The organism is Pseudomonas sp. 4CAES_32.4 (assembly GCF_058136335.1).
This window is the reverse complement of sequence record NZ_CM176882.1, coordinates 2877593-2903915: the sequence shown is the minus strand read 5'-3', so window position 1 is coordinate 2903915 and position 26323 is coordinate 2877593. Positions and strand designations below refer to the sequence as shown.

The 26323-nt window shown below is 60.0% G+C and carries 20 protein-coding genes and 1 pseudogene; 13 read left to right on the top strand and 8 right to left on the bottom strand.

The window, feature by feature from the left end; translation table 11 throughout:
* The first annotated feature begins 188 nt into the window (after positions 1 to 188).
* On the top strand, positions 189 to 1241 hold the full coding sequence (locus AC3Y64_RS13010; protein WP_489987773.1) for an aldo/keto reductase: 1053 nt from the start codon (positions 189 to 191) through the stop codon (positions 1239 to 1241).
* Positions 1242 to 1349: 108 nt separating this feature from the next.
* On the opposite strand, the gene speB is transcribed toward AC3Y64_RS13010, so the two are convergent.
* Complete coding sequence (gene speB, locus AC3Y64_RS13005) at positions 1350 to 2309, bottom strand: agmatinase (RefSeq protein WP_489987772.1); 960 nt, start codon at positions 2307 to 2309, stop codon at positions 1350 to 1352.
* A gap of 29 nt (positions 2310 to 2338) precedes the next feature.
* Positions 2339 to 3430 (bottom strand): polyamine ABC transporter substrate-binding protein, encoded by a 1092-nt coding sequence (locus tag AC3Y64_RS13000; RefSeq protein ID WP_489987771.1) that lies wholly within the window; start codon positions 3428 to 3430, stop codon positions 2339 to 2341.
* Positions 3431 to 3529: 99 nt separating this feature from the next.
* Between AC3Y64_RS13000 and AC3Y64_RS12995 the strand changes: the two genes are divergently transcribed.
* The 4 genes from AC3Y64_RS12995 (at position 3530) to AC3Y64_RS12980 (ending at position 7247) form a co-directional block, all read left to right on the top strand.
* Positions 3530 to 4429 (top strand): LysR family transcriptional regulator, encoded by a 900-nt coding sequence (locus AC3Y64_RS12995; protein WP_489987770.1) that lies wholly within the window; start codon positions 3530 to 3532, stop codon positions 4427 to 4429.
* 214 nt (positions 4430 to 4643) lie between these two features.
* Positions 4644 to 6110 carry a nucleobase:cation symporter-2 family protein gene (locus AC3Y64_RS12990; RefSeq protein WP_489987769.1) on the top strand — a complete coding sequence of 489 codons (1467 nt, stop codon included), beginning with the start codon at positions 4644 to 4646 and terminating at the stop codon, positions 6108 to 6110.
* A gap of 65 nt (positions 6111 to 6175) precedes the next feature.
* Positions 6176 to 6649, top strand: coding sequence for an LEA/WHy family protein (locus tag AC3Y64_RS12985; protein ID WP_489987768.1), 474 nt, complete (start codon positions 6176 to 6178; stop codon positions 6647 to 6649).
* Between the two features lie 52 nt (positions 6650 to 6701).
* Entirely contained in the window at positions 6702 to 7247 is a 546-nt protein-coding gene (locus AC3Y64_RS12980; protein ID WP_489987767.1) for a GNAT family N-acetyltransferase, read from the top strand.
* Positions 7248 to 7381: 134 nt separating this feature from the next.
* Here the strand turns inward: AC3Y64_RS12980 and AC3Y64_RS12975 are convergent, their stop codons facing one another.
* Positions 7382 to 8305, bottom strand: a complete 924-nt coding sequence (locus AC3Y64_RS12975; RefSeq protein ID WP_489987766.1) for a carbon-nitrogen hydrolase family protein — start codon at positions 8303 to 8305, stop codon at positions 7382 to 7384.
* 84 nt (positions 8306 to 8389) lie between these two features.
* Here AC3Y64_RS12975 and AC3Y64_RS12970 point away from each other — a divergent pair, with 84 nt between their 5' ends.
* Positions 8390 to 9298, top strand: a complete 909-nt coding sequence (locus AC3Y64_RS12970; RefSeq protein ID WP_489987765.1) for a LysR family transcriptional regulator — start codon at positions 8390 to 8392, stop codon at positions 9296 to 9298.
* A gap of 4 nt (positions 9299 to 9302) precedes the next feature.
* On the opposite strand, the gene AC3Y64_RS12965 is transcribed toward AC3Y64_RS12970, so the two are convergent.
* Complete coding sequence (locus AC3Y64_RS12965) at positions 9303 to 9557, bottom strand: hypothetical protein (RefSeq protein ID WP_007917411.1); 255 nt, start codon at positions 9555 to 9557, stop codon at positions 9303 to 9305.
* Positions 9558 to 9711: 154 nt separating this feature from the next.
* Here AC3Y64_RS12965 and AC3Y64_RS12960 point away from each other — a divergent pair, with 154 nt between their 5' ends.
* Positions 9712 to 10029, top strand: coding sequence for an ElaB/YgaM/YqjD family protein (locus AC3Y64_RS12960; RefSeq protein ID WP_122595804.1), 318 nt, complete (start codon positions 9712 to 9714; stop codon positions 10027 to 10029).
* 61 nt (positions 10030 to 10090) lie between these two features.
* On the opposite strand, the gene AC3Y64_RS12955 is transcribed toward AC3Y64_RS12960, so the two are convergent.
* A complete protein-coding gene (locus AC3Y64_RS12955; protein WP_489987764.1) occupies positions 10091 to 11131 on the bottom strand; it encodes an Ldh family oxidoreductase in 1041 nt (346 codons plus the stop codon).
* A gap of 230 nt (positions 11132 to 11361) precedes the next feature.
* Here AC3Y64_RS12955 and AC3Y64_RS12950 point away from each other — a divergent pair, with 230 nt between their 5' ends.
* Positions 11362 to 16188: a dermonecrotic toxin domain-containing protein gene (locus tag AC3Y64_RS12950; RefSeq protein WP_489987763.1), complete on the top strand. Its 4827-nt coding sequence runs from the start codon at positions 11362 to 11364 to the stop codon at positions 16186 to 16188.
* Between the two features lie 59 nt (positions 16189 to 16247).
* Here the strand turns inward: AC3Y64_RS12950 and AC3Y64_RS12945 are convergent, their stop codons facing one another.
* A complete protein-coding gene (locus AC3Y64_RS12945; RefSeq protein WP_122595801.1) occupies positions 16248 to 16517 on the bottom strand; it encodes a PepSY domain-containing protein in 270 nt (89 codons plus the stop codon).
* A gap of 151 nt (positions 16518 to 16668) precedes the next feature.
* Here AC3Y64_RS12945 and AC3Y64_RS12940 point away from each other — a divergent pair, with 151 nt between their 5' ends.
* Positions 16669 to 17694 (top strand): FecR family protein, encoded by a 1026-nt coding sequence (locus tag AC3Y64_RS12940; RefSeq protein WP_489987762.1) that lies wholly within the window; start codon positions 16669 to 16671, stop codon positions 17692 to 17694.
* Positions 17695 to 17749: 55 nt separating this feature from the next.
* On the opposite strand, the gene pvdQ is transcribed toward AC3Y64_RS12940, so the two are convergent.
* The gene (pvdQ, locus tag AC3Y64_RS12935) at positions 17750 to 20095 is read right to left on the bottom strand and encodes a bifunctional acylase PvdQ (RefSeq protein WP_489987761.1); all 2346 of its coding nucleotides are present in this window, start codon (positions 20093 to 20095) and stop codon (positions 17750 to 17752) included.
* A gap of 275 nt (positions 20096 to 20370) precedes the next feature.
* On the opposite strand from pvdQ, the gene AC3Y64_RS12930 reads away from it, so the two are divergent.
* On the top strand, positions 20371 to 20748 hold the full coding sequence (locus tag AC3Y64_RS12930) for a fe2+ zn2+ uptake regulation protein (protein ID WP_122595798.1): 378 nt from the start codon (positions 20371 to 20373) through the stop codon (positions 20746 to 20748).
* 18 nt (positions 20749 to 20766) lie between these two features.
* On the opposite strand, the gene AC3Y64_RS12925 is transcribed toward AC3Y64_RS12930, so the two are convergent.
* Positions 20767 to 20955, bottom strand: a complete 189-nt coding sequence (locus AC3Y64_RS12925) for a hypothetical protein (protein ID WP_489987760.1) — start codon at positions 20953 to 20955, stop codon at positions 20767 to 20769.
* A gap of 560 nt (positions 20956 to 21515) precedes the next feature.
* Here AC3Y64_RS12925 and AC3Y64_RS12920 point away from each other — a divergent pair.
* From AC3Y64_RS12920 to AC3Y64_RS12910, 3 genes and pseudogenes are all read left to right on the top strand, one after another.
* The gene (locus AC3Y64_RS12920) at positions 21516 to 22772 is read left to right on the top strand and encodes an MFS transporter (protein ID WP_489987759.1); all 1257 of its coding nucleotides are present in this window, start codon (positions 21516 to 21518) and stop codon (positions 22770 to 22772) included.
* A 13-nt stretch (positions 22773 to 22785) separates the two neighbouring features.
* The gene (locus AC3Y64_RS12915; RefSeq protein ID WP_489987758.1) at positions 22786 to 23916 is read left to right on the top strand and encodes a LuxE/PaaK family acyltransferase; all 1131 of its coding nucleotides are present in this window, start codon (positions 22786 to 22788) and stop codon (positions 23914 to 23916) included.
* 1 nt (position 23917) lies between these two features.
* Positions 23918 to 26320: pseudogene (locus AC3Y64_RS12910) on the top strand (acyl-CoA reductase).
* Positions 26321 to 26323 lie beyond the last annotated feature (3 nt).

The window sequence follows — 26323 nt, the reverse complement described above, 5'->3', positions numbered from 1 at the left end:
GAGTGTCTACTGGTGTTGCTTAAACAGTGGCGTTTAAGGCATCGACAACTCCTGCCTAGCGTCCCGCCGTAACCGGCTGACCGTTGAGCGCGAAGCGTCTTGACAGTCAATATTACCAGCATCATATTGGCGCCATATTTCGACCGTAATTTTAGTTCCTTAAACCGATATCCATCGAGGGCATTGCCATGCACTACAAGGTTTTCGGCCGTAAAACCGGCCTGCGTGTTTCGGAATTGGCGTTGGGCGCGGGCAACTTCGGCACCGGTTGGGGCCACGGCGCGGAACGCGATGAGGCCAAGCGCATCTTTGATGGCTATCTCGAAGCCGGGGGCAATTTCATTGATACCGCCAATGGCTATCAGGGTGGGCAATCGGAATCGATGCTCAGCGAATTCATCGCCCCGGAGCGTGACCATCTGGTAATCGCCACCAAATACAGCATGGGGACTACGCCGGCGGACGGCATTTCCCACACCGGCAACAGCCGTAAAAACATGGTGCGCGCCGTCGAAGAAAGCCTGAAACGCTTGAACACCGATCACATTGATTTGTTCTGGGCGCATATCAGCGATGGCGTGACGCCGATGGAAGAAATCTTGCGCGGGTTCGATGACCTGGTACGCGCGGGGAAAATTCACTACGCCGGATTGTCCAATTTCCCGGCATGGCGCATCGCCCGCGCCGACGTGCTTGCAGAGGTGCGTGGCTTCGCGCCGATTGCGGCGATTCAGGTCGAATACAGCCTGGCCGAGCGCAGCGCCGAACGCGAGTTGCTGCCCATGGCGGAAGCCCTCGGCTTGGCTGCCACGCTGTGGTCACCCCTGGGCGGCGGCTTCCTCACCGGCAAGTATCGCAACAGCGATGACAACAACCGTGCCGCCAAACTTGGCATGTTGGTGCATGCGGAAAAGAGCGCCCGGGAAACCGCCCTCCTCGATACTTTGCTGGCGGTCGCCAGCGAAATCGGCGTTAGCCCGACCCACGTCGCCATTGCTTGGTTGCGGGAAAAAGCCAAACGCTCGACCACCGCACTGATTCCGATTCTTGGATCGCGCACCCGCGAACAACTTGACGCGACGTTGGGTGCACTCGACGTGCAATTGGATGACGCGCAACTGGCGCGGCTCGATGGCATCAGCAGCACGGCGGCGGGAGTTCCACACGAGACGATTGTCAGCTCGACGCCGCGTTTTACCGGTTCGCAGACTCTCGATTTGCCTAAGCTTCCGGTGGCGTGAGGGTTTGGGGATCTGCTTGCGAAGGCGTCAGGTCAGCTAGTACAGCGGTTAGCTGATCTGACGCCTTCGCGAGCAAGCTCGCTCCCACAGGGGTTCTGCACACGGGTTTTAACAATCGACTTTGTGTAGGGCGGCGTAGAGGCAGAGCATTTCCATGGCCAGCGTGGCGGCCGCCAGTGAAGTGACGTCGGCATGATCGTAGGCCGGGGCGACTTCGACGACGTCCATGCCGACCAGATTGATCCCGCGCAAACCACCGAGAATCTCCAGCGCCTGCACCGTGCTCAAGCCGCCGCACACTGGCGTACCAGTGCCGGGCGCGAAGGCCGGGTCGAGGCAGTCGATATCGAACGTCAGATAAACCGGGTTATCGCCGACCCGCGCGCGGATCGCTTCGACAATCGCTTCGCAGCCACGCCGATGCACTTGCCGCGCATCGAGAATCTGAAAACCCATCGGGTCGTCATTGGTGGTGCGCAAGCCGATCTGCACCGAGCGCGCCGGATCGACCAACCCTTCCCGCGCGGCATGCCAGAACATGGTGCCGTGATCGACGCGCTTGCCCTCCTCGTCCGGCCAGGTGTCGCTGTGCGCATCGAAGTGAATCAGCGACAGCGTGCCGTGTTTGCGCGCATGAGCCTTGAGCAGCGGGTAGCTGATGAAGTGGTCGCCGCCGAAGGTGAGCATGGCGCTGCCTGCATTGAGAATGCGCTCGGCATGGGCCTCGATGCTTTCCGGAATGCTGTGCGGCGAGCCGTAATCGAAATCGCAGTCGCCGTAATCGATCACCGCCAGATGATCGAACGGGTCGAACGCCCACGGCCAGTGGCGCTCCCAGGCTATCCCGGTGGACGCTGCACGAATCCCGCGCGGCCCGAAACGTGCGCCGGGGCGGTTGCTGGTCGCGGTGTCGAACGGCACGCCGCTGACGGCGACATCGACCCCACGCAAATCTCGGCTGTAGCGCCGGCGCATGAAACTGGTGATGCCGGCGTAGGTGCTTTCGGCAGCAGTGCCGTAAAGACTGTCACGGGTAATCGCCTGGTCGTTTTGCATTGGCACGTCCATCGGAGTGCTCCTTCTTATTGTGTTCAGGGCTATTGGTGGCTACGGAACGTGGTCCAGAGGCGCGTGCGCTGGCGCATGTCCTTGAGGCTCATGCTGCGGTCGGCGTATAGCCGCGCGCGCACATCGCTCGGCGGATAGATGTCGGGATCGCTGCGCACGGCTTCGTCCACCAACGGCGTCGCGGCCTGATTGGCCGTGGCGAAAAACAGCGTGTTGGTCAGCTCGGCCACCGAATCGGGGCGCAACATGAACTCGATAAACGCTCGGGCGGCGTCGGGGTGCGGCGCGTCTTTCGGAATGGCGAGATTGTCTTGCCAGATCAGCGTGCCTTCCTTGGGAATGCGATACGCGACTTCGTACGGCTTGTTGGCCTTGCGTGCCTGATCGGCGGCCATGCTCGCATCACCGTTGTAAGTCAGCGCCAGACACACATTGCCGCTGGCCAGATCGTTGATCTGTCGACCGGTAGCGACGTAGAGCACCGACGGTTGGAGTTTTTGCAATAGTGCCTCGGCCGCCGCCAGGTCCTGTTTGTCGGTGCTGTAAGGGTCTTTGCCCAAATAATGCAGGGCCAGACCGATGACTTCCTGCGGCGAATCCAGAATCGCAATCCCGCAGTCCTTGAGCTTGCTGGCGTATTCGGGTTTGAACAGCAGGTCGAGGCTGTTCAGCGGCACGTCCGGCAGACGCTGCTTCACCGCTTCGACGTTCATGCCCAGCCCCAACGTACCCCAGGTATACGGCACGCCGTAGCGATTGCCGGGGTCGACGGCGGCGAGTTTCTCCAGCAAGTCCGGATCAAGATTGGCGTAGCCCTTGAGCCCGTCGTGGGGAATTTCCTTCAGCGCGCCGGCGGCCAATCCACGGGCCAGCACGCTGGACGATGGCACCACCACGTCATAACCGCTGCCACCGGTAAGCAGCTTGGTTTCCAATACTTCGGAAGTATCGAAGGTGTCGTAGCGCACATGAATGCCGGTTTCCTGTTCGAAACGCTGCAGGGTTTGCGCCGGCACGTAATCGGCCCAGCTGTAAAGGTTGAGGGTTCTGTCCTCGGCCTGGGCCTGGATGGCCACGGACAACAACAGCGCGGGGAAACACAGCTTGAACACGGGAGCCATGACGAACACCTGACCAGAGGAAGTGGTTGCAGGATGCGCCGTCGGATACATTAGAAAAATAGCGCAATAATCATCCTGACTTTATCCCGGAGTAATGTGATGTTGGGGCAACTCCACGATTTGGATCTACAGTTGCTGCGCCTGTTTGTGCGGGTGGTCGAGTGCGGTGGCTTCAGTGCCGCGCAAGGTGATCTGGGCCTCAGCCAGTCGAGCATCAGCCAGCAAATGGCCAAACTGGAAACCCGCTTGGGTTATCGCCTGTGCAGCCGAGGCAAGGGCGGATTCAGCGTGACGCCCAAGGGTGAGCAATTGCTGCTCGCGGTGCGCGCGCTGTTCGAATCGATCGAACTGTTCCGACATCAATCCAACGGCGTCGCCGGGCGCTTGATCGGTGAAGTGCGTCTGGGGATTTCCGAGTCGGTCGATCAGTCGGTGCTGCAACGTGTCGCCGAGGCGATTCGACGTTTTCGTCAGCGCGACGAGTCGGTACGGATCGAGTTGATCAGCGCCATGCCCGGCGAAATGGAGCGCCTGCTGTTGCAACAACGGCTGGATCTGGCGATCGGCTATTTCTCGCAAGTGCAGAGCGCCTTCGATTACCGTCAGTTGTTCAGCGAAACCCAGCATTTGTATTGTGCGCCGGGCCATCCGTTGTTCAGCGATCCGGCGCCCAGTGACGCGGCGCTCGAGGCGTGCGACCGAGTCGATCATCCGTACCGTTTTCTGCGCAGCGACGAGCCGTTTCAGGGCAAGGTCTGTTCGGCGCGTTCGGAGCAGGTCGAGGGCACGTTGGCGTTTATCCTGTCGGGCAAACACGTCGGCTATCTGCCCGATCACTACGCACGCGGCTGGCAGGACAAAGGTTTGCTGCGCACCGTGCGTGAAGGCGCGTTGAGCTTTGAGGTGGCGTTTCATCTGGCGCGGCATCGGGCGCAGGTGCCGGGGGATGCGCAAAAAGCCTTTGAACAGGACTTATTGGCTGCCTTCAAACCTGTGTAGGAGCTGCCGGAGGCTGCGATCTTTTGATCTTGATCCAAAAAAACAAAATCAAAAGATCGCAGCCTTCGGCAGCTCCTACAGAATCGGTTCAGCTCCTCACCCCAATAAAACCTGACCTTTCAGGCAGTTATTGCTCGTTGCCCTCGCCGTCCTCTTGCGGCATTCTGCGCGTCCATTTTTTGACCCGGCACCGCCTCGCGGCACGCAAATCACCATGACCGCCTCTGAAAAAGTCCCGCGCAACAACGATCTGATCTACGGCCTCAACGACCGTCCGCACCTCACCGCCACCGTCTTCGCCGCGCTGCAACACGTGCTGGCCAGCTTCGTCGGGATCATCACGCCGACGCTGATCATGGGCGGCGCCCTCGGTCTGCAGAGTGAAATCCCCTACCTGATCAGCATGGCGCTGTTCGTCTCCGGCCTCGGCACGTTTGTGCAGGCCAAGCGATTCGGCCCGGTCGGTTCGGGATTGCTGTGCCTGCAAGGCACCAGTTTTTCCTTTATCAGCGTGATTCTCAGCGCCGGTTTCATGGTCAAGGCGCGGGGCGGCGGCACCGATGAAATTCTCTCGACGATTTTCGGCGTGTGTTTCTTCGCCGCGTTCATCGAAGTGGTGTTGAGCCAGTTCATCGGCAAATTGCGCATGCTGATTACTCCGGTGGTCACCGGCACGATCATCACGCTGATGGGCCTGTCGCTGATCAAAGTGGCGATGACCGACATTGCCGGCGGTTTCGGCGCGGCGGATCTCGGCGCGGCCGGCCATGTTTTCCTCGCGGCGCTGGTGATTGGCACCATCGTTGTACTGAACCGCGTCGATGTGCCGTTCCTGCGTCTGGGCGCCATTGTGATCGGCCTGACCCTCGGCTACGTCGTGGCCTGGTTGATGGGCACTGTGGATTTCGCCTCGATGCCAGAAGTGCCGCTAGTCAGCGTGCCCGTGCCGTTCAAGTACGGTTTCAATTTCGACTGGGTGGCGTTCGTGCCGGTGGCGGTGATTTTCCTCGTCTCGCCGCTGGAAGCCGCCGGTGACCTGACCGCCAACTCGATGATCTCGCGGCAACCGGTGAAAGGCCCGTTGTACATCCGCCGGATCAAGTCCGGGCTGCTCGCCGATGGCCTCAACTCGGCGATGGCGGCGGTCTTCAACAGCATGCCGATGGTGACCTTCGCGCAGAACAACGGCGTGATCCAGCTCACTGGCGTGGCCAGCCGTTATGTGGCCTTCTTCATTGCTGGCCTGCTGGTGCTGCTGGGCTTGTTCCCGATGATTGGTGCGGTGCTGCAACTGATGCCGAAACCAGTGCTCGGTGGTGCTGAGCTGGTGATGTTCGGCACCGTCGCCGTGGCCGGGATCAAGATCCTCGCCGAAGCCGGCCTGCATCGGCGCAACATGCTCATCGTGGCCATTTCCCTCGGCATGGGCCTGGGTATCGCGGCGGTGCCGGAAGTGCTGCGCGAACTGCCGCAAGCGCTGCGCAACATCTTCGAATCGCCGATCACCGTCGGGGCGTTGTGCGCTATCGTGCTGAACATCTTCCTGCCTGAAGAATTCATCGAACTGGAAGAAGACGATTTCGACCCGGAAGCTTCCATTCTTCAGGTCATGGAAAACCCGGACATGCCGGCCAAGGGTGAACCAGCCCAGCCAGCGGCTGTCGCACAGTTGAACCGTTAAACGTTGCGTTGCAGAAAAGGGCTGCGCCGGTGACGGTTCAGCCCTTTTTTGTTGAGAGACTGTTTATGCGCCGCGTCCAAGCCGTGATTCTGTCGTTACTGTTATTGTCGCTCAGTGCCTGCGCGCTGTTTCCCAACCGTGATCCGGTGAACATCAACGTGGTTGGCCTCGAACCATTGCCGAGCCAGGATCTGGAAGTGCGTTTCGCGATCAAGCTTCGCGTGCAGAACCCCAATGAAACGGCCATCGATTACAACGGCATCGCCCTGGATCTGGACGTCAATGGCCATTCCCTGGCCTCAGGTGTCAGCGATCAGAGTGGTTCGATCCCGCGTTTTTCCGAAACCATTGTCAGCGTCCCGGTCAGCGTTTCCGCTTTCTCGGTATTGCGCCAGACCCTTGGCCTGAGCCAGACGCAAACCCTCGACAATCTGCCCTACGTGTTGCGCGGCAAACTCGCCGGCGGCTTGTTCGGCACCATGCGCTTTGTCGACAGTGGCACGCTGAGCCTGCCCAAGGCCACTGCCGCGACCTGGTAAAAATGCGTTAGCCTCCAGCGTTCTATAAGGACACTCATGGAGGCCGCAGGTTATGGAAGACACACCCACGTTACACACCGAACGGCTGATATTGCGCCCGATGGAACTGGCCGACGCCGAGGCCGTACAACAAATGTTCCCGCACTGGGATGTGGTGCGCTATCTCAACGCCGCCGTGCCATGGCCGTATCCGGATGACGGCGCCCTCACCTACTTGCGCGACATTGCCCTGCCGGCAGTGGCGGCGGGTAAAGAGTGGCACTGGTCGATTCGCCTGAAATCGGCACCGCAGCAGTTGATCGGCAATGTCAGCCTGATGGATCAGCCAGACAACAACCGTGGCTTCTGGCTCACGCCGGCGTGGCAAGGTCAGGGACTGATGACCGAAGCAAGCGCAGCAGTGACCGATTACTGGTTCAACGTACTGAATCGCCCGCTGATGCGCGTGCCGAAAGCGGCGCCGAACATTGGCTCGCGCAGGCTTTCCGAGCGGGTTGGCATGCGCTTGATTCGCACGGATGAGGATGATTTTGTGGGTGGGCGGTTTCCTCGGGAGATTTGGGAAATTACTCGGGAGGAATGGCTGCAGCGGCGCTAATCTCAAACCCTGTGATTTCCCCCTGTAGGAGTGAGCCTGCTCGCGATAGCGGTATGTCATTCAACATCGATGTTGACTGATCGGACGCCATCGCGAGCAGGCTCACTCCTACAGGTTTTGTGTAAAGCCTCAGGTCAGGTGTTGAAACGCACCCCCGGTTTCGCACGTTCATCCACGCTCAACTCAAACACATCCGGCCGCGCATAGTGGCCAACCACGTCGTAGTCGTAACGCGCGCGAATCAACTCATCGGTATCAATCTCGGCGGTCAATAACCCCGCCTCCCCGCGCAACGGTCCCGCCAACACATCGCCCATCGGCCCGACAATCACGCTGCCGCCAGCAATCAGCGGGCGATCCGCCGGCCAGTTGGCAATCTCTACGCCCAGTTCTTCAGGCGATGCCTGCACCTGACAGGCACTGACCACAAAGCAGCGTCCTTCGTGAGCGATATGGCGCATGCTGACCTGCCACATTTCCCGTTCGTCCACAGTCGGCGCGCACCACACTTCGACGCCTTTGGCGTACATCGCCGTGCGCAGCAGCGGCATCATGTTTTCCCAGCACACCACCGCGCCGAGCTTGCCGACCTGGGTGTCGAGCACTGGCAGTGTCGAGCCATCGCCCTTGCCCCAGATCAGGCGTTCGGTGCCGGTGGGCATCAGTTTGCGGTGTTTGGCCAGCAGCCCGGCTTGCGGGTCGAAATACAGCGCCGTGCAATACAACGTGCTGCCGGCCCGCTCGATCACGCCGATGACCAGATTGGCCCCGGTGCGCGCAGACAAACCGGCCAGTGCTTCGGTCTCCGCGCCAGGCACATCAATCGCATTGGCGAAATACCGCGCGTAGGCCTCGCGACCCTCCGGCAAGCGATAACCCAATTGCGTGCCGAAGCCCTCGCCTTTCGGGTAGCCGCCGAGCAAGGCTTCCGGCATGACCACCAGCGCCGCGCCGGTTTCGATGATCGCTTCTTCCCAGCTGAGAATCTGTTCCAGGGTTTCGCCTTTGCCACCGGGCAAGGCGCCAATTTGCAGGGCAGCAACAATTGACTTGGGCATTGCATTCACTCCGTCCGATTCAGATGTTGCCGATTCTGCGGCGCCACGCGATCATGAATAAAGCCCAGATCACTGCTGAATGATATGAACCAAATGAATATCGCCAACATCGACCTCAACCTGCTGAAAGTCTTCGAAGCCCTGCATGAAGAATCCAGCGCCAGCCGCGCAGCATTGCGTCTGGGTGTGACGCAATCGGCGGTGAGTGCCGCACTGAGGCGGCTGCGCGAGGTGTACGGCGACCCGTTGTTTGTGCGCACCGGACGCGGCCTGGCCCCGACGCTTAGGGCCAACCAGTTGAAACCGGTGGTCAGCGACGCCCTCGACAAGTGTCGCCAGAGCCTGGCGATGGTCGATCCGGCGGCCAACCACTACGACGGACGCTCGGTGACCGTGGGCCTCTCGGATGATTTTGAAATTGCCTACGGACGTCGCTTGATCGAAGAAATCGCCCGCAGCGCGCCCAAACTGCGGCTGATCTTCCGCCAGACCCACAGCCAGATCGTCGCTCGCGCATTGATGGAGCGCAGCATCGACCTGGCGATCACCGCCGGTGGATTTGCCGAGCGTCTGCTCAGTCGTCAAGTATTGGGTGAAGGAGGTTATGCGTGTCTGGTCGACCCGGCGAGTCTGGCGCCCGGCCAACGGCAGATCAGTCTGGAAGAGTTCGTCGCCCGCGAACACATTCTGGTGTCGTCGGGCGGTTTTATCGGGATCACCGATGAAGGGCTGGCGGCGCTCGGGCTGAGTCGGCGGGTGTGCGCCTCGACCACGCATTTCGCCGCATTGCCCTGGCTGCTCAAGGGCAGCGACGCGGTGGCAACGATCCCGGCGCACGCCGCCGAGGGGATCGCCGCACTCAGCGGTTTGAGTCTGCTGCCCTGCCCGCTGGCCCTGCCGCGCTACCCGATCGAGTTGGGTTGGCGGACCAGCACGCAGATCGATCCGGTGGTGGTGAAAGTGCGCGAGGCGATTGCCGCCAGTTTCCGCTGAAGGCTTACTTGTTCGCTGCCATCAGTCGATTGACTTCACTGCGCACCATGTTGGCGAATTCCGGCGGCGACATGCCGTCCAGTTCCGCGCGGACCCATTCTGCCCATTTGCCCTTGCGCTTGCCGCGCTCGCCGAACAACCGCGCGGCCTCGCCTTTGGCTTTGCCCAGATTGTTCTGCCAGAGTTCGAACAGACGGGATTTCTCGTCTTCCAGCGCAGCGCGCTCTGCGAGGGATTTGTCGGCCAGATTGAAACTCATGGGGAATTATCCTGCTGCGTAAAATGGCGACATCTTACACGCTCGACGGAAATCTCCCGCGCAGGTTTTTCTTTCTGGCCTAAATTCAGTGCAACTTTTCGCGCAACGTCGCACTCCATTGATCACTGTCCATTCATCAGCAAGGAGTTACCCAATGGCCCGTAAATCCGCCGTGCAAGCCGCTCAGGATCAAATCAAGGATCAAGCTTTCAGCGAGCTGCAGGCTCTTATCGAAGAATCGGACAAACTGCTGAAGAGCAGCGCTTCACTGGTCGGTGAAGAAGCGGAGACCCTGCGCGGTCAAATCGCGCTGAAGCTGCAACAGGCGCTGGATTCGGTGTCGAGCGTACGCGATCGCACCAAACCGGCGGTCGATGCCACTGAAAGCTACATCGGTGGCCATCCTTGGCAGACCGTGGCGATTTCGGCCGGTTTCGGTCTGGTTGTCGGGCTGCTGCTTGGTCGCCGTTAAGCGCAAATGCACATGAAAAAGGCGAGCCATTGGGCTCGCCTTTTTCTTGCCTGGCGAAAACCTATTGCCCGGCCAGTTCGCGCAGTTGGCCCAAGGTTTGTTCGTCGAGGTCGATACCGTCGGCCAGCGATTTGGCGCGCTGCAGATGCCGACGGTCACCCGGCAAGCGCTTGAGCCCGACGCCGTGCATCTGCCGCACCAGTTCCTGACTGCGCTCGGCAAAACTCTGTCCGGCGGATTTGCTCGGGTCGATGACGATGAGTAACTGTCCGGTCCACGGGGTTTTCGCCCCGGGATGATTCGACCAGTCAAATTCGAAGGAGAAATTGCCTCCCGTGAGTGCTGCCGCCAGCAACTCGACCATCATCGACAACGCCGAGCCTTTGTGCCCGCCAAACGGCAGCAGTGCCCCGCCTTCGAGAATCGCCTTGGGATCCTGAGTCGGCTGACCGAGGCTGTCGACGCCCATCCCCGGTGGCAGTCGCTCGCCCTTGCGCGCGGCAATCTGCACGTCGCCATGGGCGATGGCGCTGGTCGCCAGATCGAACACAATCGGCGCGCCACCGGCACGCGGCGCGGCGAAGGCAATCGGATTGGTGCCGAACAGCGGCCGGTCGGCGCCGTGGGGCACCACGCAGGTCATGCTGTTGACCACGCTCAACGCCACCAGGCCTTCTTCGGCGAACGGCTCAACATCGGGCCAGAGTGCGGCGAAGTGGTGCGAGTTACGGATCGCCAACACCGCGATTCCGGCATGCCGGGCCTTTTCCACCAGTAGCGCTCGCGCTGCCGCCAGCGCGGGTTGCGCAAAACCGTTGCCCGCGTCCACGCGGACAAAACCCGGTGCGACATCCTCGACCTGCGGAATCGCCTGGCCATTGACCCAGCCACTTTTCAGTGTCGAGACGTAACCGGGGATGCGAAAAACACCATGGCTGTGCGCACCATCGCGCTCGGCACCGGCACAGTTGGCCGCGAGCGAACGGGCGACTTCGGCGGAGGTGCCGTGATTGAGGAAAATCGTTTCGAGCAGTTGCGTCAGCGCATCGAATGATAAAGCAGGTGAAACAGCAGCAGGAACAGCGTCGTGTGGCGCAGACATCTGAAGCTCCAGAATGATTATTGGAGGGAACAACAGCGTACGGACAACCGCGCTCCGATTAACCATGGCTTGTCGGTAGCCTGTCAACCCTGGCGTCGGCGATGGGCACGTTGACACACTTGCAGGTCGTCTGTGCGATATCCCGATACCACCTGGCGCCCTGCGCCGTTCTTCAATCTTGAGCCCTCACCCATCAGCGCCCGCGCGGGCGCACTGCTCGAGACGCCACAATGACTCCTGCGTCACCGCTATTGTTTGCGCAAATACTGAATGCCCCCGGGCTATGGAAGGATCTGGGACAAACCCATGGTCTGTCAGAAAAGGACTTCAACTGGCTAGCGCACATTAATCTGGCCACCGACACGTTGCGCAGCGAACAGACGCCACCCCTGCTCGCCGAACGCATTCTGATTGAGCTCGGCACCGGTACGCCGGTGGAGCTTGCCGGCGCGTTTGTTCTTAGCGCCACACCTGATGAAAAAGCCTGGTTGCTGTACACCCCCTACGACGGCCTGAAAAAACACCACAGCCGCGCCGCCCTCGAAACGGCGTTGATCAAGCGCCTGCAAGACGCGGATGAAGAGGACAACCTGCTGGCATTTCTGGCGTTTGCCCAGCGCCGTCGCGTGGTCGATGCCGCTTCCATCACCCTGACTCTGCAAACAATCAAGGGCGACGTCTTCGAGGCGCAAACAGCTGCGTTGTCACAGGCGCAACAACTCAACGCCCAGGCCATGGCCGATGAATTGAAACAACTGCCCTCGCTCAACGAACTGCTGGAGCGCGCACTGGACAAGCTGCTGCAGCCATCGTTCGGGGCACTCGCCCAGCGCAATACCCGCGTCAGTTTTTATACCCTGGCGCCCAGCGACAACGATCCGCAGCCCTCGCTTGCCCGCTATTGGCTCGACTCCATGAGCCTCAGCGACGCGGTGTTGCGCTTCTATCGCCACCCACACTGGCCCGCCGATCAGCAGCACGAGTTTTCCAATCCGGGGCGCACGCCATTGGATGCCGATCAGCAGACCTGGGACAACGCCGTTGCCACGGCGGCGAGCAAGCTGCCGGCACTGCTGTTCGAACAACTGGAGGCGTACTGGGACGCAGCGTCCGCCGACGGCGCCAACCGCCGCACCTTTTTCGCCCAAGCGCTGGCCAGTCAGGCGCGAACCGATCTGTTGCAAAAACGCGAAAGCAACATCATCACTGCCAGTCAGTTCAACACGGTGCATCAGATCGTCAAACAGAATGCCGGCAGCCGCCGTCCGACCATCGAAACCGTGCAGCTCTGGGAGCATCAAGCCAATTACGTCGAGCCCGCCGGGTCCTTGATGATCGGTGACAGCAACGCGTTTCTGTACACGCCCTTCTCCGGCCTGCAAGTGCTCGCTGATTACCAGGATCTGAAAAAAACCCTGCTGAGCAAATTCAGCACGCGCGGCCACGAAGACGAAATGTATGCGCTGTTGAGCCTTGATGAGCAAGGGCGTTTTCTAGGCTTCGATAAACCGAATGTCTCCGGGGAAATGATCGCCGGCGAGATCTTCGAGGTGCTGTTCGAAGCCATCCTGACCAAGCAACGGGAAAATCTGCTGTATGCCTTGCAGGTGTTTCGCCACAGCGAAGGCAGCGTTGACATCTACGCGCTGTTCGACAAGGCGCTGGACATCCGCGCCATGCTCCACGAGCGCCTGCTGACGCTTGCCAGTCAAGGTCGCTGGAGCACTCGGCCAGTGCTCGCCGGCGGTCAGCAACCGTCCAGTGTACTGGCTGACGCAGCGGCTCTGGCGGGCAAAAGCTACGCCAGTGTGGCGTCCCGCTTCGACAGCGAATTCAGCGCCCAGCCCCTGAGTGGAACGGTTGCACAACGCGCCTACCTTGAAGGCCTGCGCGCGAAATGGGTCGATGCCTTGTCAGTGGGCGTCAGAGGCGAAGCGCGGATGCGGCGCTTGCAGGGCAGCCTGTCGGCAAACGACCAGGCAATTGTCGACACCGTGCTGAACGGTGCTGACCGCAGCCGCCGCGAACGCGGGGCGCTCAACGGTTTTCGCCCGGATGCTTATGCCCTCACCGTTCTGGACTCGCACAAGAAACAGCGGTTGCCGCTGGCCGGGAGTTTCCTGCTGACCGAACGCGGCGGTCTCGATGATCAACACTCCGGCAGAGCCATCCTGTGGACGGCGGCGATGGGTCTGGAGCCATTCGATAACCTTGCCGAAGCGCGCCAAGCGCTGGGTCGCCGGTTGGCCGACAGCGTGAAACGCCAGTCACTGCTGGAAAACCTCACGCCCGAACAATGGCAACCTCACGAAAACTACAGCCTGGGACCTTTTTGGCTGATTGAGGAGGATGTGCTGCAAAACCGTATTCAGTCAGCGATCGATCATTGCCTGGCACACGCTGACTCGCTACGCAAGCACATCAAGGACACGCAGAAACAGGCTGCGGCGCTCAAACGCCTGACGCTGACTGCGGGGTTTACCAATCTGCCTCGGGCGACCGGTCTGTCAGACGCTATTTACCAGCAACAAACGCTTCCGGCGTGGCTCGGCATGGCGCCGATCGAGGAACAGAAGCTGCATCTGGAACTGCTCGAGCAATGGCACAACAGCGTCAGCGATGACAAGGACTACCTCGACGGCATACCGACGTTGAAATCGTTCGTGCAGCAACGCTTGAAGACGCTGCTCAACGCGCGCTTCCCGGCACAGGAGCTTGACCCGGGACTGATCGAAATCACCCCCAATCTGGCGTTGGCGGGTCCGCCGCGCAGCCTGACCGAGTTCGCCCTCAATCACGTCAACACCGCCCAGGGCACCGGGTTTAAAATCGCCTCGAAAACCCCGAAGGCGTTGCCAAAAGAGCTGGATCAAAACGCGGTCAAGCAACTCCTGTTGTCGTTGAACATCGGCTCGACCTACGCCAGCAAAGTGGCCGAAAAATTGTCTGCCACGGACGCCGAAGGCAGCGAGCGCCAACGGCGGTTTTTCCGCCAGTTGCCGTGGCAGTTGATGCAGCACGCCCACGCTTTGAAGCTGCAAGGCGAACTGTCCGCCGCAGCGTTCGACAGCCTCACGCAGGTGCTGGATATGCCCGATGGCACTGCACGGGCGAGCGTGACCCATGCCACCGCCATCATCGCGCCGCTCTCGTTGATCAAAACCGTGGGCGCCCAGGCAGTGGAGGCGCAGGGTTTGTATGTCGTCAGTTCCGGTGGTGGCCAGGCAGGCCCTCTGGTGCTGTTCACGCCTTACGCCGACCCGGTATTCCACGAGTTTGAAAGCGCTGCCAAGCTGATCGACGCCCTCAACACGCCCGGCGCCTTGCAAGAGTTGTTGCTGCGCCGCTTGCCCACCGCGCAGCAAGCGGTGTTCCGCAGCCTGTTGCAATCGAGTGTCGGCGAAACCAGCGAAATGACCCTGGCCACGCGAGCGCTCGACGGCCAATGGTTCGCGCAGTTTTTCAGCGACAACACCGCGTTGATCAAACAATTCCTGAATGCCCAGTCCAAGAGCAAAGCGCAGCCGGACTGGGACGTGGCGAAAAGTCTGCTAAGGGTCGGCATCCAGCGCCTGGCTAACCTGCTGCCCGGTAAACTTGCCTATTTGCCGTTTCTCTGGCGCGCCTACAACGACTTCAAGGACTCTGCCGAGCATCTGCAAAACCACCATTGGCGACGCGCTTTGCGGTCGTTCATCAACGGTGCGGTGGAGATGGTCAGCCTCGGCTGGCTGGCGCTCGAAGATGATTCGCCGCGCAAGACGACGGCCACCCGGAAAACCCCAGAAGCACCGGTGTCCGGCCCGAAGAAGCCCGCCGAACCAAGCAAGAAATTCGTCCCTGACTGGAAGGACATCAAACCGACCTCGCCCCTGCGTACCCCACGGCAAGCCTTTGCAGCTCCCACCGTCGCGCTCAAGGACCTGACCCACGATGCGAAAAAAGGTATTTATGAGGACGCTGCCAGCAAGAAAACCTACGCCGCGATTGACGGTCAGGTGCTGCGGGTGAAGAAAAACGGCGCTGACTGGCGCCTGCACGACGGCAGCCAATCCGGCCCGAGCTTGCGCAAACGCGATGACACCCTGGTGCTCGACCCTGACCTGCATCCCCTGCGCACCGGCAAAGTGTTTTCCAGACTCAGTCGCCGTGATGCCACACGCAGTGATTCCCGTGAGGCGCTGAATATTGAAGCGCGGGGCATGACCGAGATTCGGCGCAAACACCCGCTCAAGGCTTGGATGCTGGTGCAAGCGGTCGATCTGGCCCGCTACTACGCCTTTAACGGTCTGCACAACCTCGCACAGCTGAAGAACAAGGTGCCCAACCCCCGTGTGGATACGTTCCTCAAGGGCTTCTTCGACGTAACAAGCGTGGACACACCGCTGCTGGAGAAAATCCACAAGGCAATGGTGCCGATCTGCAATGCACTGGTGGACCCGACGCAAGATCTGATGAACACCGATCGTTTTGTCATCGGTTCGAACAAATACCCGCAGGGGAAAATGTCGGCGTTCGTTTACGACGACGATGCCGAGAAAAAAGTGCATTTCACCGAGCTGTTCTTCGAGTCGCACCTGGACTGGTACAAGACCGGCCTGACGGAGCCGTTCAACGTTGAGGGGCACGCCCAAGCGGCGTTACTGATCCATGAGTTTGCCCACATCGCCTGCGCCGCAGAAGACATCACCATGCTTGAGGCCCGCCGGCCGTTCGTTGATCTGATTTCCACCACCACTCCCAAAGGCTTGGAGCTCAAGCAAGCGCAACAGGATTTCCAGCGCGGGGCCTTGTCACTGGCGACGCCGCGCGATCAGTTGTTCAGGCGCTGGGACAGTGAAGATGAAACCTGGGTGAGTTTCGACAAACTCGAGGGGGTTGCTGAAGCGGCGGCCTGCAAGGGGATTCTGGCGGCAACCTCGAGTTCGTCACTGGCCGAAGCGCGCAACGCCTTTCTCGATCAGAACACTCCGGATGCGCGGATCAAGACCATCCTGCTCAATGCCGACTCACTGGCAATGCTGATCTGCGAAATGGGCAGGAAGCTCGATTCGTAGACGCTCGAACAGGCAAAAAAAATGCGCAGCCAAGGCTGCGCATTCTGGCGTGTGGGTGATCAGTCTTTCTGATCGCGCAACACGTTGCCCGAGGCGCCATCAATGCGGAATTCATAAACGACGCCGTCGGCCTTGCGGCCCTCGCCCTTCCAGTAACCGTTGTTGTCGGCTTCGATCTCGTAGACCTCGACGTAACCTGCCTTGGTCTTGACGATCTCGATGGCCTTTTCGATGGTGACCCAACCGGCGCCCGGCTTGTCCGCCATCGCGGCACCGGCACTCAGCAAACTGGCGGTAGCAATCAGCGCCGCAAACGTTTTCTTGATCATTTTTTCACTCCATTTGTGGATAGTAGGCATTCGCGTCCTGTTTTTTGGGCGCCGTCGGTGAAAATAAGTTCACTTTGATGGGTAAATGCCATGACGACTGTTCTCGGCAAAGACTTGCAAAGGTTAGAATGCGCGAAATCAGGACGAGTCGATGACCCAAGACACCCTTTCGGAAGCTGAATACGATGCCATTACCGATGCCGCCGCGCATTGGTGCATGCGTCTGCACGCCGTCGATTGCTCTGCTGAAGAGCGTGCGGAGTTCGAACAGTGGCGTGATGCGCATCCGCTGCATGCGTTCGAGTTCGAAGCCATGCTGGAAATCTGGGACGTCGCCGAACACTTGCCGCGCCCGGACGCTGGCCCGGTTGGAGCGAATGCCCCTGCCAATGGGGTGGCGATCGGCAAGCCTGCTCGCCCATGGCGGCAGTACGCCGTAGCGGCCGGCGTCTTGGCGCTGGCCCTGCCTCTGGCGGCCTACACCGGCTGGAACCTGGGATGGCTGCCCAACAGCTATGAGCATTTCGAGGCCTCGGACAATGTTCGTCAGGTCACCCTGCCGGATGGCAGCCAGCTCGAACTGAACCTGAACACAGAGCTGAGCTTCAGCAATTACAAGGACGAACGCCGCGTCACCCTGAAAAAGGGCGAGGCGTTCTTCACGGTCAGTCATGACGCAAGCCATCCATTCATTGTCCGTGCCGGCGAAGGCAAGATTCGCGTGACCGGCACCCGCTTCAATGTCTGGATGTATGAAGATCAGGTACGGGTCAATCTGGTCGAAGGTTCGGTGCTGGTCACCAGTAACTCGGCGTTGCCCGGTGATGGCCTGCGTTTGGGCCCGTCGATGCAGGCGCGTTACCAGCATGGCGACTACATGCCACAGATCAGCCAGACCTACCCCAACGACAGCGCGCTTGCCTGGCGCAGCGGCAAACTGGTGCTCGACAATCTGTCTTTGCACGAAGCCATGCCGCTGATCAATCGCTATCTCGAGACACCGGTGATGCTGGCCGACAACGCTACTGGCGGACTTCGCGTCGGCGGTGTCTACAACATCAAAGAGCTGAATAACCTGGTCAAAACATTGCCCAAAGTGCTGCCGGTCTATCTGACGCGCAACAAGGAAGGCAATCCGGTGATCAACTCGATGCCGCAACAACCCTCCAAAAGCTGAAGGCCGCGCCTCTTGCGAGGAGCGGCCTTCTATTTGTCTCGGTTGATGTCAGTGCTTATTGCGCTGCCACCTCGCCCTTCTTGTTCAGCGCCTCGCGCACTGTTTGCAGTTGATACTGCGGATCTGCCTTGATCTGCTGCTCGGTAAACGGCAGCACGCTCCACTGTTTCTTTGAGAACGCCTGAGTCTGATCGCGAGAGTACTTCGAGGCCGGATCACTGGACAGCGAGAACGCCAGCAAGCCCTGTGCGTGCGGTCCCTTGTCATCGAACGTCACCACTTGCAGATAACTGGTGCCGCTGACCACTTCAAGTTTGCCGTCCTCACGCGGCACGCTCTGGATGGCGTTGTAGATGCCCAGGGTTCCCGGCCCGCCGTGAATCGGCGTCTGCTGGCCGCCGCTGCTGACGACCTGAATGTCGCCCCAACGGGTGTCAGCCTTCAGGCCCATTTTTTCCGCAGTCGCCACGGACGCCAGCATCGCCTCGCGCAAGGCCTTCGCGACTGGCACTTGCTCAACCGCCAGACCGCGTGGAGTGTTCTGCGCATCCTTTGGATCGAATGCCACTCGCCATACATCCGGCGATTCCTGCAGCGCTTGCATGATGTTCTGGAAATGCACCAGCCCCGGACCAGCATCGAGGTTCGCCCGGCCATCCCACTGCTTGAGGCTGACACACACCGGTTTCAACGCCGAAGCGTCGGCGCCCAGATCCGCTGCGCAGAATTTCAACAAATCCGGCATGACTTGTTTAGCCAGGTAAACCTGATCATCCATGACCATCTGTTGCAGGTCCTTCACCGCCAGCGTGTCTTTTTGGCTCAACGCGCTCAGACGATCCAGAGCAAAACGCGAACGCAAGCCGAGTGGCTGGCCGTCCTGGCTGATCAATGGCGAGAAGCCAGTCAGCGGTTGCGCCGGGTTGGCCAGCCACGCCGAGTCGTTGGAGTGCTGGACAAAGTCTTTGCGCAACAACTGCGGCAATTGGCTGGAAGCGTAGATGCCCTTTTGCGCCGCCTGCGGATCGATGTCCCAAGCGCAAGCGCTGTTGGAACCGTCCAGCACGATCATGCGCAGACCGGCACGCGGATCGCTGCATTTGGCCAGCTTCTCGGCGTTGACGTTCGGCACCACCGACAGATTCATGTACAGGGTCTGGCCCTTGTCATCCACCGCCAGGGTGTTAACCCACGGAATGCCCTGAATCGTGTGCACCGAATCCTGCAGGTCCTTGAGTGTCGAGGCCTGGTTCATCGCATACCACTGTTTGAGCACGCGATCATTGTCCAGGTTAGCGTCGCGCAGGCTGTAAGCGAACTGGTTGTCCCAGTCGAGTTTGCCGGGCCACTGCACGATAGGGCCGAACTGTGAGCTATAGATGTCTCGCTTGACCGCAACCACCTGGCCGTCAGGCTGTTTCACCTGCACGGTGACCGTCTGCTTGTTCAGCGGCAGCGACTTGCCGTCGAGCATATAACGCGTCGGATCCTTCGGATCGAGTTGCAGGCGATACAGGGTGAAATGCTTGGAGGAATCGACGGTGTGGGTCCAGGCCAGATGCTGGTTGAAACCGATGTTGATCATCGGCAGGCCGGGCAATGCCGCACCCATCACATCGAGTTTGCCGGGAATGGTCAGGTGCATCTGATAGAAGCGCATGCCGCCGACCCACGGGAAGTGCGGGTTGGCCAGGAGCATGCCGCGACCATTGAAGGAACGCTCACTGCCGACGGCTACTGCGTTGCTGCCGCGATCCAGCGCAAAGCGTTGCTGGCGGGCGTCAGCCAATTGATAAGCGCGTGCAGCGCTGCCTGATTGCGCCGTGGCTTGCGGTGGCGTGGCTCCGGCCAGCGCTTCGGCAAACTGCCCGACGCCGCCTTCCACCAGCAGACGACGGGTCAGCTTGACCAGGTCTTCGGCTGCAATGTCGCGCACCCACTCGCCCTGGCATTGCTGCGGCAAACCCTGTTGCCGGCGCTCGGCGAGAAACTGGTTGTAACCGGCGGCGTAGCCTTCCACCAGATTGCGCACTTCCAGCGGTTGCGCCTGCCAGAACGACTTTACCGCCTCTGGGGTGTTGAGCCAGGTGAAGAACACATCGCTGACGCGGTTTTCACGTTCCTCGACGGTGAACTGGTCCGGCCCGAAAAACCGCGAACGCTCGCCGTTGACCGTGACGATTTCGTTGGCCAGCAAGCACAGATTGTCCTGCGCATAGGCGTAGCCAATGCCAAATCCCAGGCCTCGTTCATCCTGGGCGCGAATGTGCGGGACGCCAAACTGGGTGCGGCGAATGTCTGCACCGGTTTGCGCGGCGGGGCTCAATGCATGCGCCGACAGGCTCAGCCCGAGAAACATACCGGCAAGTGCCAGCCCGGTTAGCTGCCTTGAAATAATCACGCTCGAGCTCCTGATCGAAATACCAAAGGCGCGCAGGTCTGCGCCGCCATTACAAATGCCCGCGCGAACACGCGCAGAGGGCCTCTCCGGTAAACGAATCAGGGGAAAAAAAATTAGCCCGCCAAAGCCCGAAATAGCGGCGGATTACAGGGAAAGGACGAATTGGCGACAAATTTTCTACATCTTTTCTTTCATGATTTGTCGAGCTGATACGTCTTGTTATGAGAGAGCACGAAAAAACCTTTCCTGATCAGGCTCTGAAAAGGAGTAACCGCATGTACAACTCGCAACTACCAACGGAAGGTAGCCAGGCCCCACAAGGAGCTTCGATGAGCAACCACGCGAGCGATTTCGGGCAACACGTCGAGCGTCATGGCAATGAACGCATCCGTTTGCTGCTCAAGAGCTTTGGTCTGCGCACCAGCCTGATTCGCCTGAAGGTCATCGATGCGCTGCTGGTCGCCGCTCAGAGCGACCGTCGATTGGGCGTCCGTGGCGTACACAGCCAATTGCTGGATCTGGACATTCCATTGTCCTTCCTCAGTGTGCGCGAAGTGCTCAAGCGTCTGTGCGCTGAAGGTGTGATCACCTTCAATGCGGACAAGAGCTACAGCCTGCACCCACAGGCTGCAGCCGTCCTCAGTAACGACTGAGGTGCGTGATGATCGCCGTCAGAGCTTGACCTTGCGGCGCATTACAGCGTTGATCACCACCACGACCACCGCTACACCGATGGCGACGTATTGAAACGTCTTCTGACTGATCATCCCGGCGTTTTGCAGCCAGGACAGGCCGAGCATGGTCGCCAGTACGCATAGGGCAATCAGAATCGAATATATCAAGCGTTGCTTTTGGGTCATTGCGGCTTCCTGAAACTTTGAAATGTATCCGGTTTGTATCGATTTGCATGCCATGCACTTACCGTTTCACGGGGATGCGCCGGCACAAACGGGGTCTCATGTTACAGCCGCTGGAGAGTTTTTGCTTCATGGCGGCGTAACCATGAGGATTTTTGAAATGCTGCGTCGAATCGCCTGGCTGATTCCCTTGCTGGCCGTACTCACTTTAAGTGGTTGTATCATTTTCCCCCACGGCGGCTGGCATGGTGACCATCACCGCTACTACGGTGGCGGGCCTGGTTATTACCATCGATAGAACAGAATTGTTCGCTTTGCGCCATGGATGATGAGCTGGGCGCAAGGCTCCGATAGCCCCTGCAAAGCCCTGACGATGCCCGCCACCCGGCGGGCTTTTTTTGCGTGCAATCCGGCGTCTGAGAACTCTGCTCATATTCAGATTGATTTTTATAAACACGCTGTAAGTATTTGAAATCTAATGTCGCAGCACGGCGTTAGATTCCATCTGCCTGTGCCTCTAGTCTCTGTACGACCTTCATGGATTGTTAAACACAGGGACGTATATGCAGAGGACATTGATAAACATCGAACGAAGGCATGCCGTCGGCTTCTGCCTGGCCGTCGCCCTCTTTGAATTACTGACGTACATGGCCAGTGACATGATCATGCCCGCCATGTTGCTGATCACCGATGAGTTCGCCGCGGATACACGCCACGTGCCGAACGCTTTCAATCTTTATCTGATCGGGGGCATTTGCCTGCAATGGCTGATAGGCCCTCTGTCGGACCGCTTCGGCCGACGCCCCATGTTGCTGTTAGGCAGCGCACTGTTTGCCCTGGCCTGTGCGGCAGTGCTGCTGACCCAGGCCATTGAAGCCTTTAACGTGCTGCGCCTGATACAAGGCATGGGCCTGGGTTTTGTGGTTGCTGTCAGCTATCCGGCATTGCAGGAAGTTTTCTGCGAAGCCGACGCCGTCAGACTCATGGCGCTGCTCGGCAACGTTGCGCTTTTGTCGCCACTGTTGGCTCCGCTGCTCGGCAGTGTGCTGCTGGAATGGCTGAGCTGGCGTCAGTTGTTCCTCGGTTTGAGCGTCGCCGCCACATTGGCATGGCTCGGCCTGTTTATCAGCATGCCGGAAACCGTCGGCACGCCACGCCGAGATGGTCGAGTGCTGGCTCCCGTTGCCTTCGCCTTCAAACACCTGCGACAGCGCTACTGCGCCTTGTTGCGTAATCCGCTGTTTGTGTGTGCCAGCCTCGCTCTGGGGCTGATGAGCCTGCCGCTGATCGCCTGGATTGGTCTGGCCCCCTTGCTGTTGATGCATTTACATGGCGTGACCGCGATGGAGTACGGGCTGTGGCAGATCCCGGTGTTTTCAGCGGTGATCGTCGGCAACCTGATTCTGCATCGCTTGCTGTCCAGCTGTTCCCTGCCCAGGTTGATTCGCCTGGCATTGTGGCCTTATTGCTGCGGTTTGCTGTTACTGCTCGCCAGTGCTTTTGCCGGCGATTCGTTTAGCTGGACGGTTGCCGCGCTGGCGGTTTACGCGGTGGGTCTGGGCATGAGCAATGCCGCGCTGTACCGATTGGCACTCTTTGCCAGCGATGACAGCAAAGGCCTGATGTCGGCCATGATCGGCATGCTTTCCATTGCCGTCATGGGCGCTGGCGGAGCACTTATTGCCAGCCTCGGCGGTGGCAACAGCCTGCAGGTTTTTGCCCTGTCGGTAACCGCCGCCGGTTTGCTGTGCCTGCCCTTTCTACATCGGGTGTTGCGCGACGGCTCGTGTACGCCTGACTCCCTCTCTTCTACTCAATAACGGACTATTGACGATGACTTCATTCCCTTACGGTGACGCGCTTTGCGCTTTACCGCATCCCTACTGCGCGAAGCGCCTGCCACCCGGTCTGTTTGATCGGGCCATGCGTGAAATCTGCCACTTCCACAGCCAGCACACACCGGGTTACGAACACTGGCTAACGGCGAACGGATTTCACGCTGAAGACCTGAACAGTCTTGAAGACTGGTCACAACTGCCGCCGATCTTTGCCAATTTTTTTAAACAACAACCGATCCTCAGCCGAACAGCCGAACACGCGCTGGAATTGACCTCATCGGGCACCAGCGGCCAGACAAGCCGTATGCGCTATGACGAACGCAGCCTGAGTGGCGCGCAGTTCATGGTTGAGCGGATTTTCTGCCATTACCGCTGGAACACCCCCGATACGCCCTGCAACTATTTGCTGTTGAGCTATGAGCCGCAGGGTGCAATCACCGTGGGCACGTCCTACACCGATCAATTTCTCTGCCGTTTTGCCCCGGCCAACCGCGTCGCTTACGCGTTACGCAGCACCGGCGACGGCCACCAATTCGACGTCTTCGGCGTGATCGCCGCGCTGCAATCCTTTGCTGAAGAAGGCCTGCCGGTGCGGATTTTCGGTTTCCCGGCGCTCCTCTGGCAGGCCCTGCAACACATGCAGGCCACCGGGGTCGCCGACTTGCAATTGCCAACAGGTTCGCTGGCCTTTTTTGGCGGTGGCTGGAAAACCCAAGCGGCACAGGAGATTGCCAAGGCGCAGTTCTATGCCCGCATCCAAATGCAATTGGGCATTGATCCCGCCCGTTGCCGCGACGGTTACGGCGCGGTGGAACACGCAGTGCCGTATATCGAATGCGCTCAGCATCATTTTCACGTGCCGGTCTACGCCAAAGTCTTCATCCGCGACACCGCGGATCTATCCGTCCTCGGTTATGGCCAGCGCGGCCTGCTGGGACTCGTGTCGCCGTACATCTCGTCCAGTCCGGCCCATGCAGTGATCATGAGTGATCTGGCGACGCTGCATCCCGGCGCTGCTTGCGGTTGCGGACTGAGCAGCGACTGGTTCGAACTGCATGGACGTGCCGGCACCGACGCGGGCAGAAGCTGCGCCATGGCCGCCGCCGAACTGCTGGGGAGGCATTGATATGTATTTGATCGATGGACAACTGCATCCGCAGTTCAGCTTCGACAAAGCCCTGGACCTGCTTGAGCAAACATTGCCGCAGCACCTCGGCACCCCATTGGAGAGTGCCACGCTCATCAGCGCAGCGTGGGGTTTTGCCCAACGGTTGCAGGTCGATGCGACATGGCTGGCACTGGAGGATGAACAGCGCCAGGCATTGATCGCCTTCTGTCAGCCTGACGCCCTGCGCACCAAGCTCGAACGTGAACTGGGCGACCAACCGGATTCCCTGCGACGTCTGGACTACCGCCAGCCGCGTTTCGAACGCTGGGCGCCATTGGGCCTGGTCGTGCACATCACGCCGGGCAACGCGCCGCTGCTGGCATTCTGCGCAGTGATTGAAAGCCTGCTCGCCGGCAATATCAACTGGCTGCGTCCCAGCAGTAGCGATCACGGCCTGACCGCACAGTTGCTCAACGGATTACTGCAATGCGATCCGAGCGGGCAACTGCGTCATTTCCTCGCCGTGCTGCCGGTCAAGACCGCGCACATCGGCCGCCTCTGTCGGTTGGCCAATGGCGTCTCGGCCTGGGGCGCATAGGCGACGCTCCAGGACATTCACAGGCAGATTCCGCCAGGATGCCGCTGGATTGACTGGGGCCACCGCATCAGTTTCGTCTACCTGACGCCGGACGCCGTTGGCGATGAAGTTTTGGATGCCGTGGCCGATGAAGTCTGTCGTCTCGATCAGCAAGCCTGTTCCAGCCCGCAATGGTTGCTGGTGGACAGCGATGATCCGCAGGTGCTCAGCGCAATCGGCGCAGCCCTGGCCAACGCGTTCGAACGCCGCTGCGCACGCTGGCCAGCGCTGGTGCCGACGGATCAGGAAGCGGCGCAGATCACCACACACACCGCGATGGCGCGGCTGAGCAAGAGCTTTTCCGGGCTGACCGGCGAGGTATGGAGCGCGCCGGGCTGGCGACTGATCTGGAGCCATGACCGGCAACTCACACCGTCCCCGCTGTTCCGCACGCTCCTGCTCAAACCGTTGCCCCGCGCACTGATCAGCCAAACGCTGCTGCCATGGCGCAATGTGCTGCAAAGTTGTGCGCTGGCGTGCCTGCCGGCGCAGATCGGCGAATTGTCGCGAACGCTGATTGCGGCGGGCGTGACGCGCATCGCACCGGTAGAGGCGATTCACGACGGTTACGCGGGCGAACCTCATGACGGTGTTTACGCGCTGCAGCGCTTGAGCCGACGCGTCTCGGTCAGTTTGTCAGCGAGCGATTTGCCCACGCATGCGACGCTCGACCGGCCACCCGCTGCGCTGCCTCCGAGCGGTTTGCCGATCATGGACAAAGACGCGTTTATCAAGCGTGCGCCGTCGCCTGCGGCACAGTTGTTCTTCCGTTCCGGCGGCAGCAGTGGCACACCCTCTTTGGCCGCTTACAGTTATCGCGATTTTCAGCGACAGATGCGCGCAACCGCCGACGGTCTGTTCGCTGCCGGGCTGGACGTCACACGGGACAAAGTGATGAACCTGTTTTTTTGCGGCGGGCTCTACGGCGGCTTTTACAGTTTTGCCAAGGTGCTGGAACTGGCCGACGTCGCGCATCTGCCCATGGCCGCACCCGCCGACGATGATTACAGCGAGATCGCCCGACTGATCGTCGAACAGCGCGTCAACGTCCTCATTGGCATGCCGAGCACCGTGCACCGTTTGTTCCTCAACGAGGAGCAACGCCTGCGCGACTATGGCGGCATCGACAAGGTCTTTCTCGGCGGTGAGCACATTAGCGATCCGTGTCGTGACTTGCTCCAGCGCTGTGGTGTGCGCACGCTGCGTTCGGCGGTGTACGGCAGCGTCGATGCCGGGCCACTCGGACATGCCTGCACCGCCAGCGACGACGGCGTGTTTCACCTGATGAGCGAGATTCAACACCTGGAGATTGTCGCGCTGGATGACGACGTGGCGGTGTCCGGCCATCAAGTCGGGCGGCTGTTGTTCACGGCGAAATCCCGCGAAAGCCAAGCCGTCCAACGTTATGCCGTCGGCGATACAGGCCGCTGGCTGAGCGCCCCCTGCCCTTGCGGGCTGACCTCGCCGCGCTTCGAACTGTTGCAGCGACACGGTCAACTGGTACGTATCGGCACCGACTTCATTTGCCTCAAGCAACTGGCCAGATACCTGCAAACGCCATTTCAGTTGATTCTGGATCACGCGCCCGATGGCCTGGAGCGCCTGCGTTTGCGCTGCGACAGGCACCCGGCGGACGCCCTCGCCCGACTTCAACCCTATACGACACTGACGACTTTGCTGCGCAGCGGATTGCTTTGCGTGGAAGTTGAACGCTGTAAGCCGATGCAATTCAGCAAAAACCGACACAGCGGAAAGATCCCGGAACTGATCGATGCGCGTCATTGACCG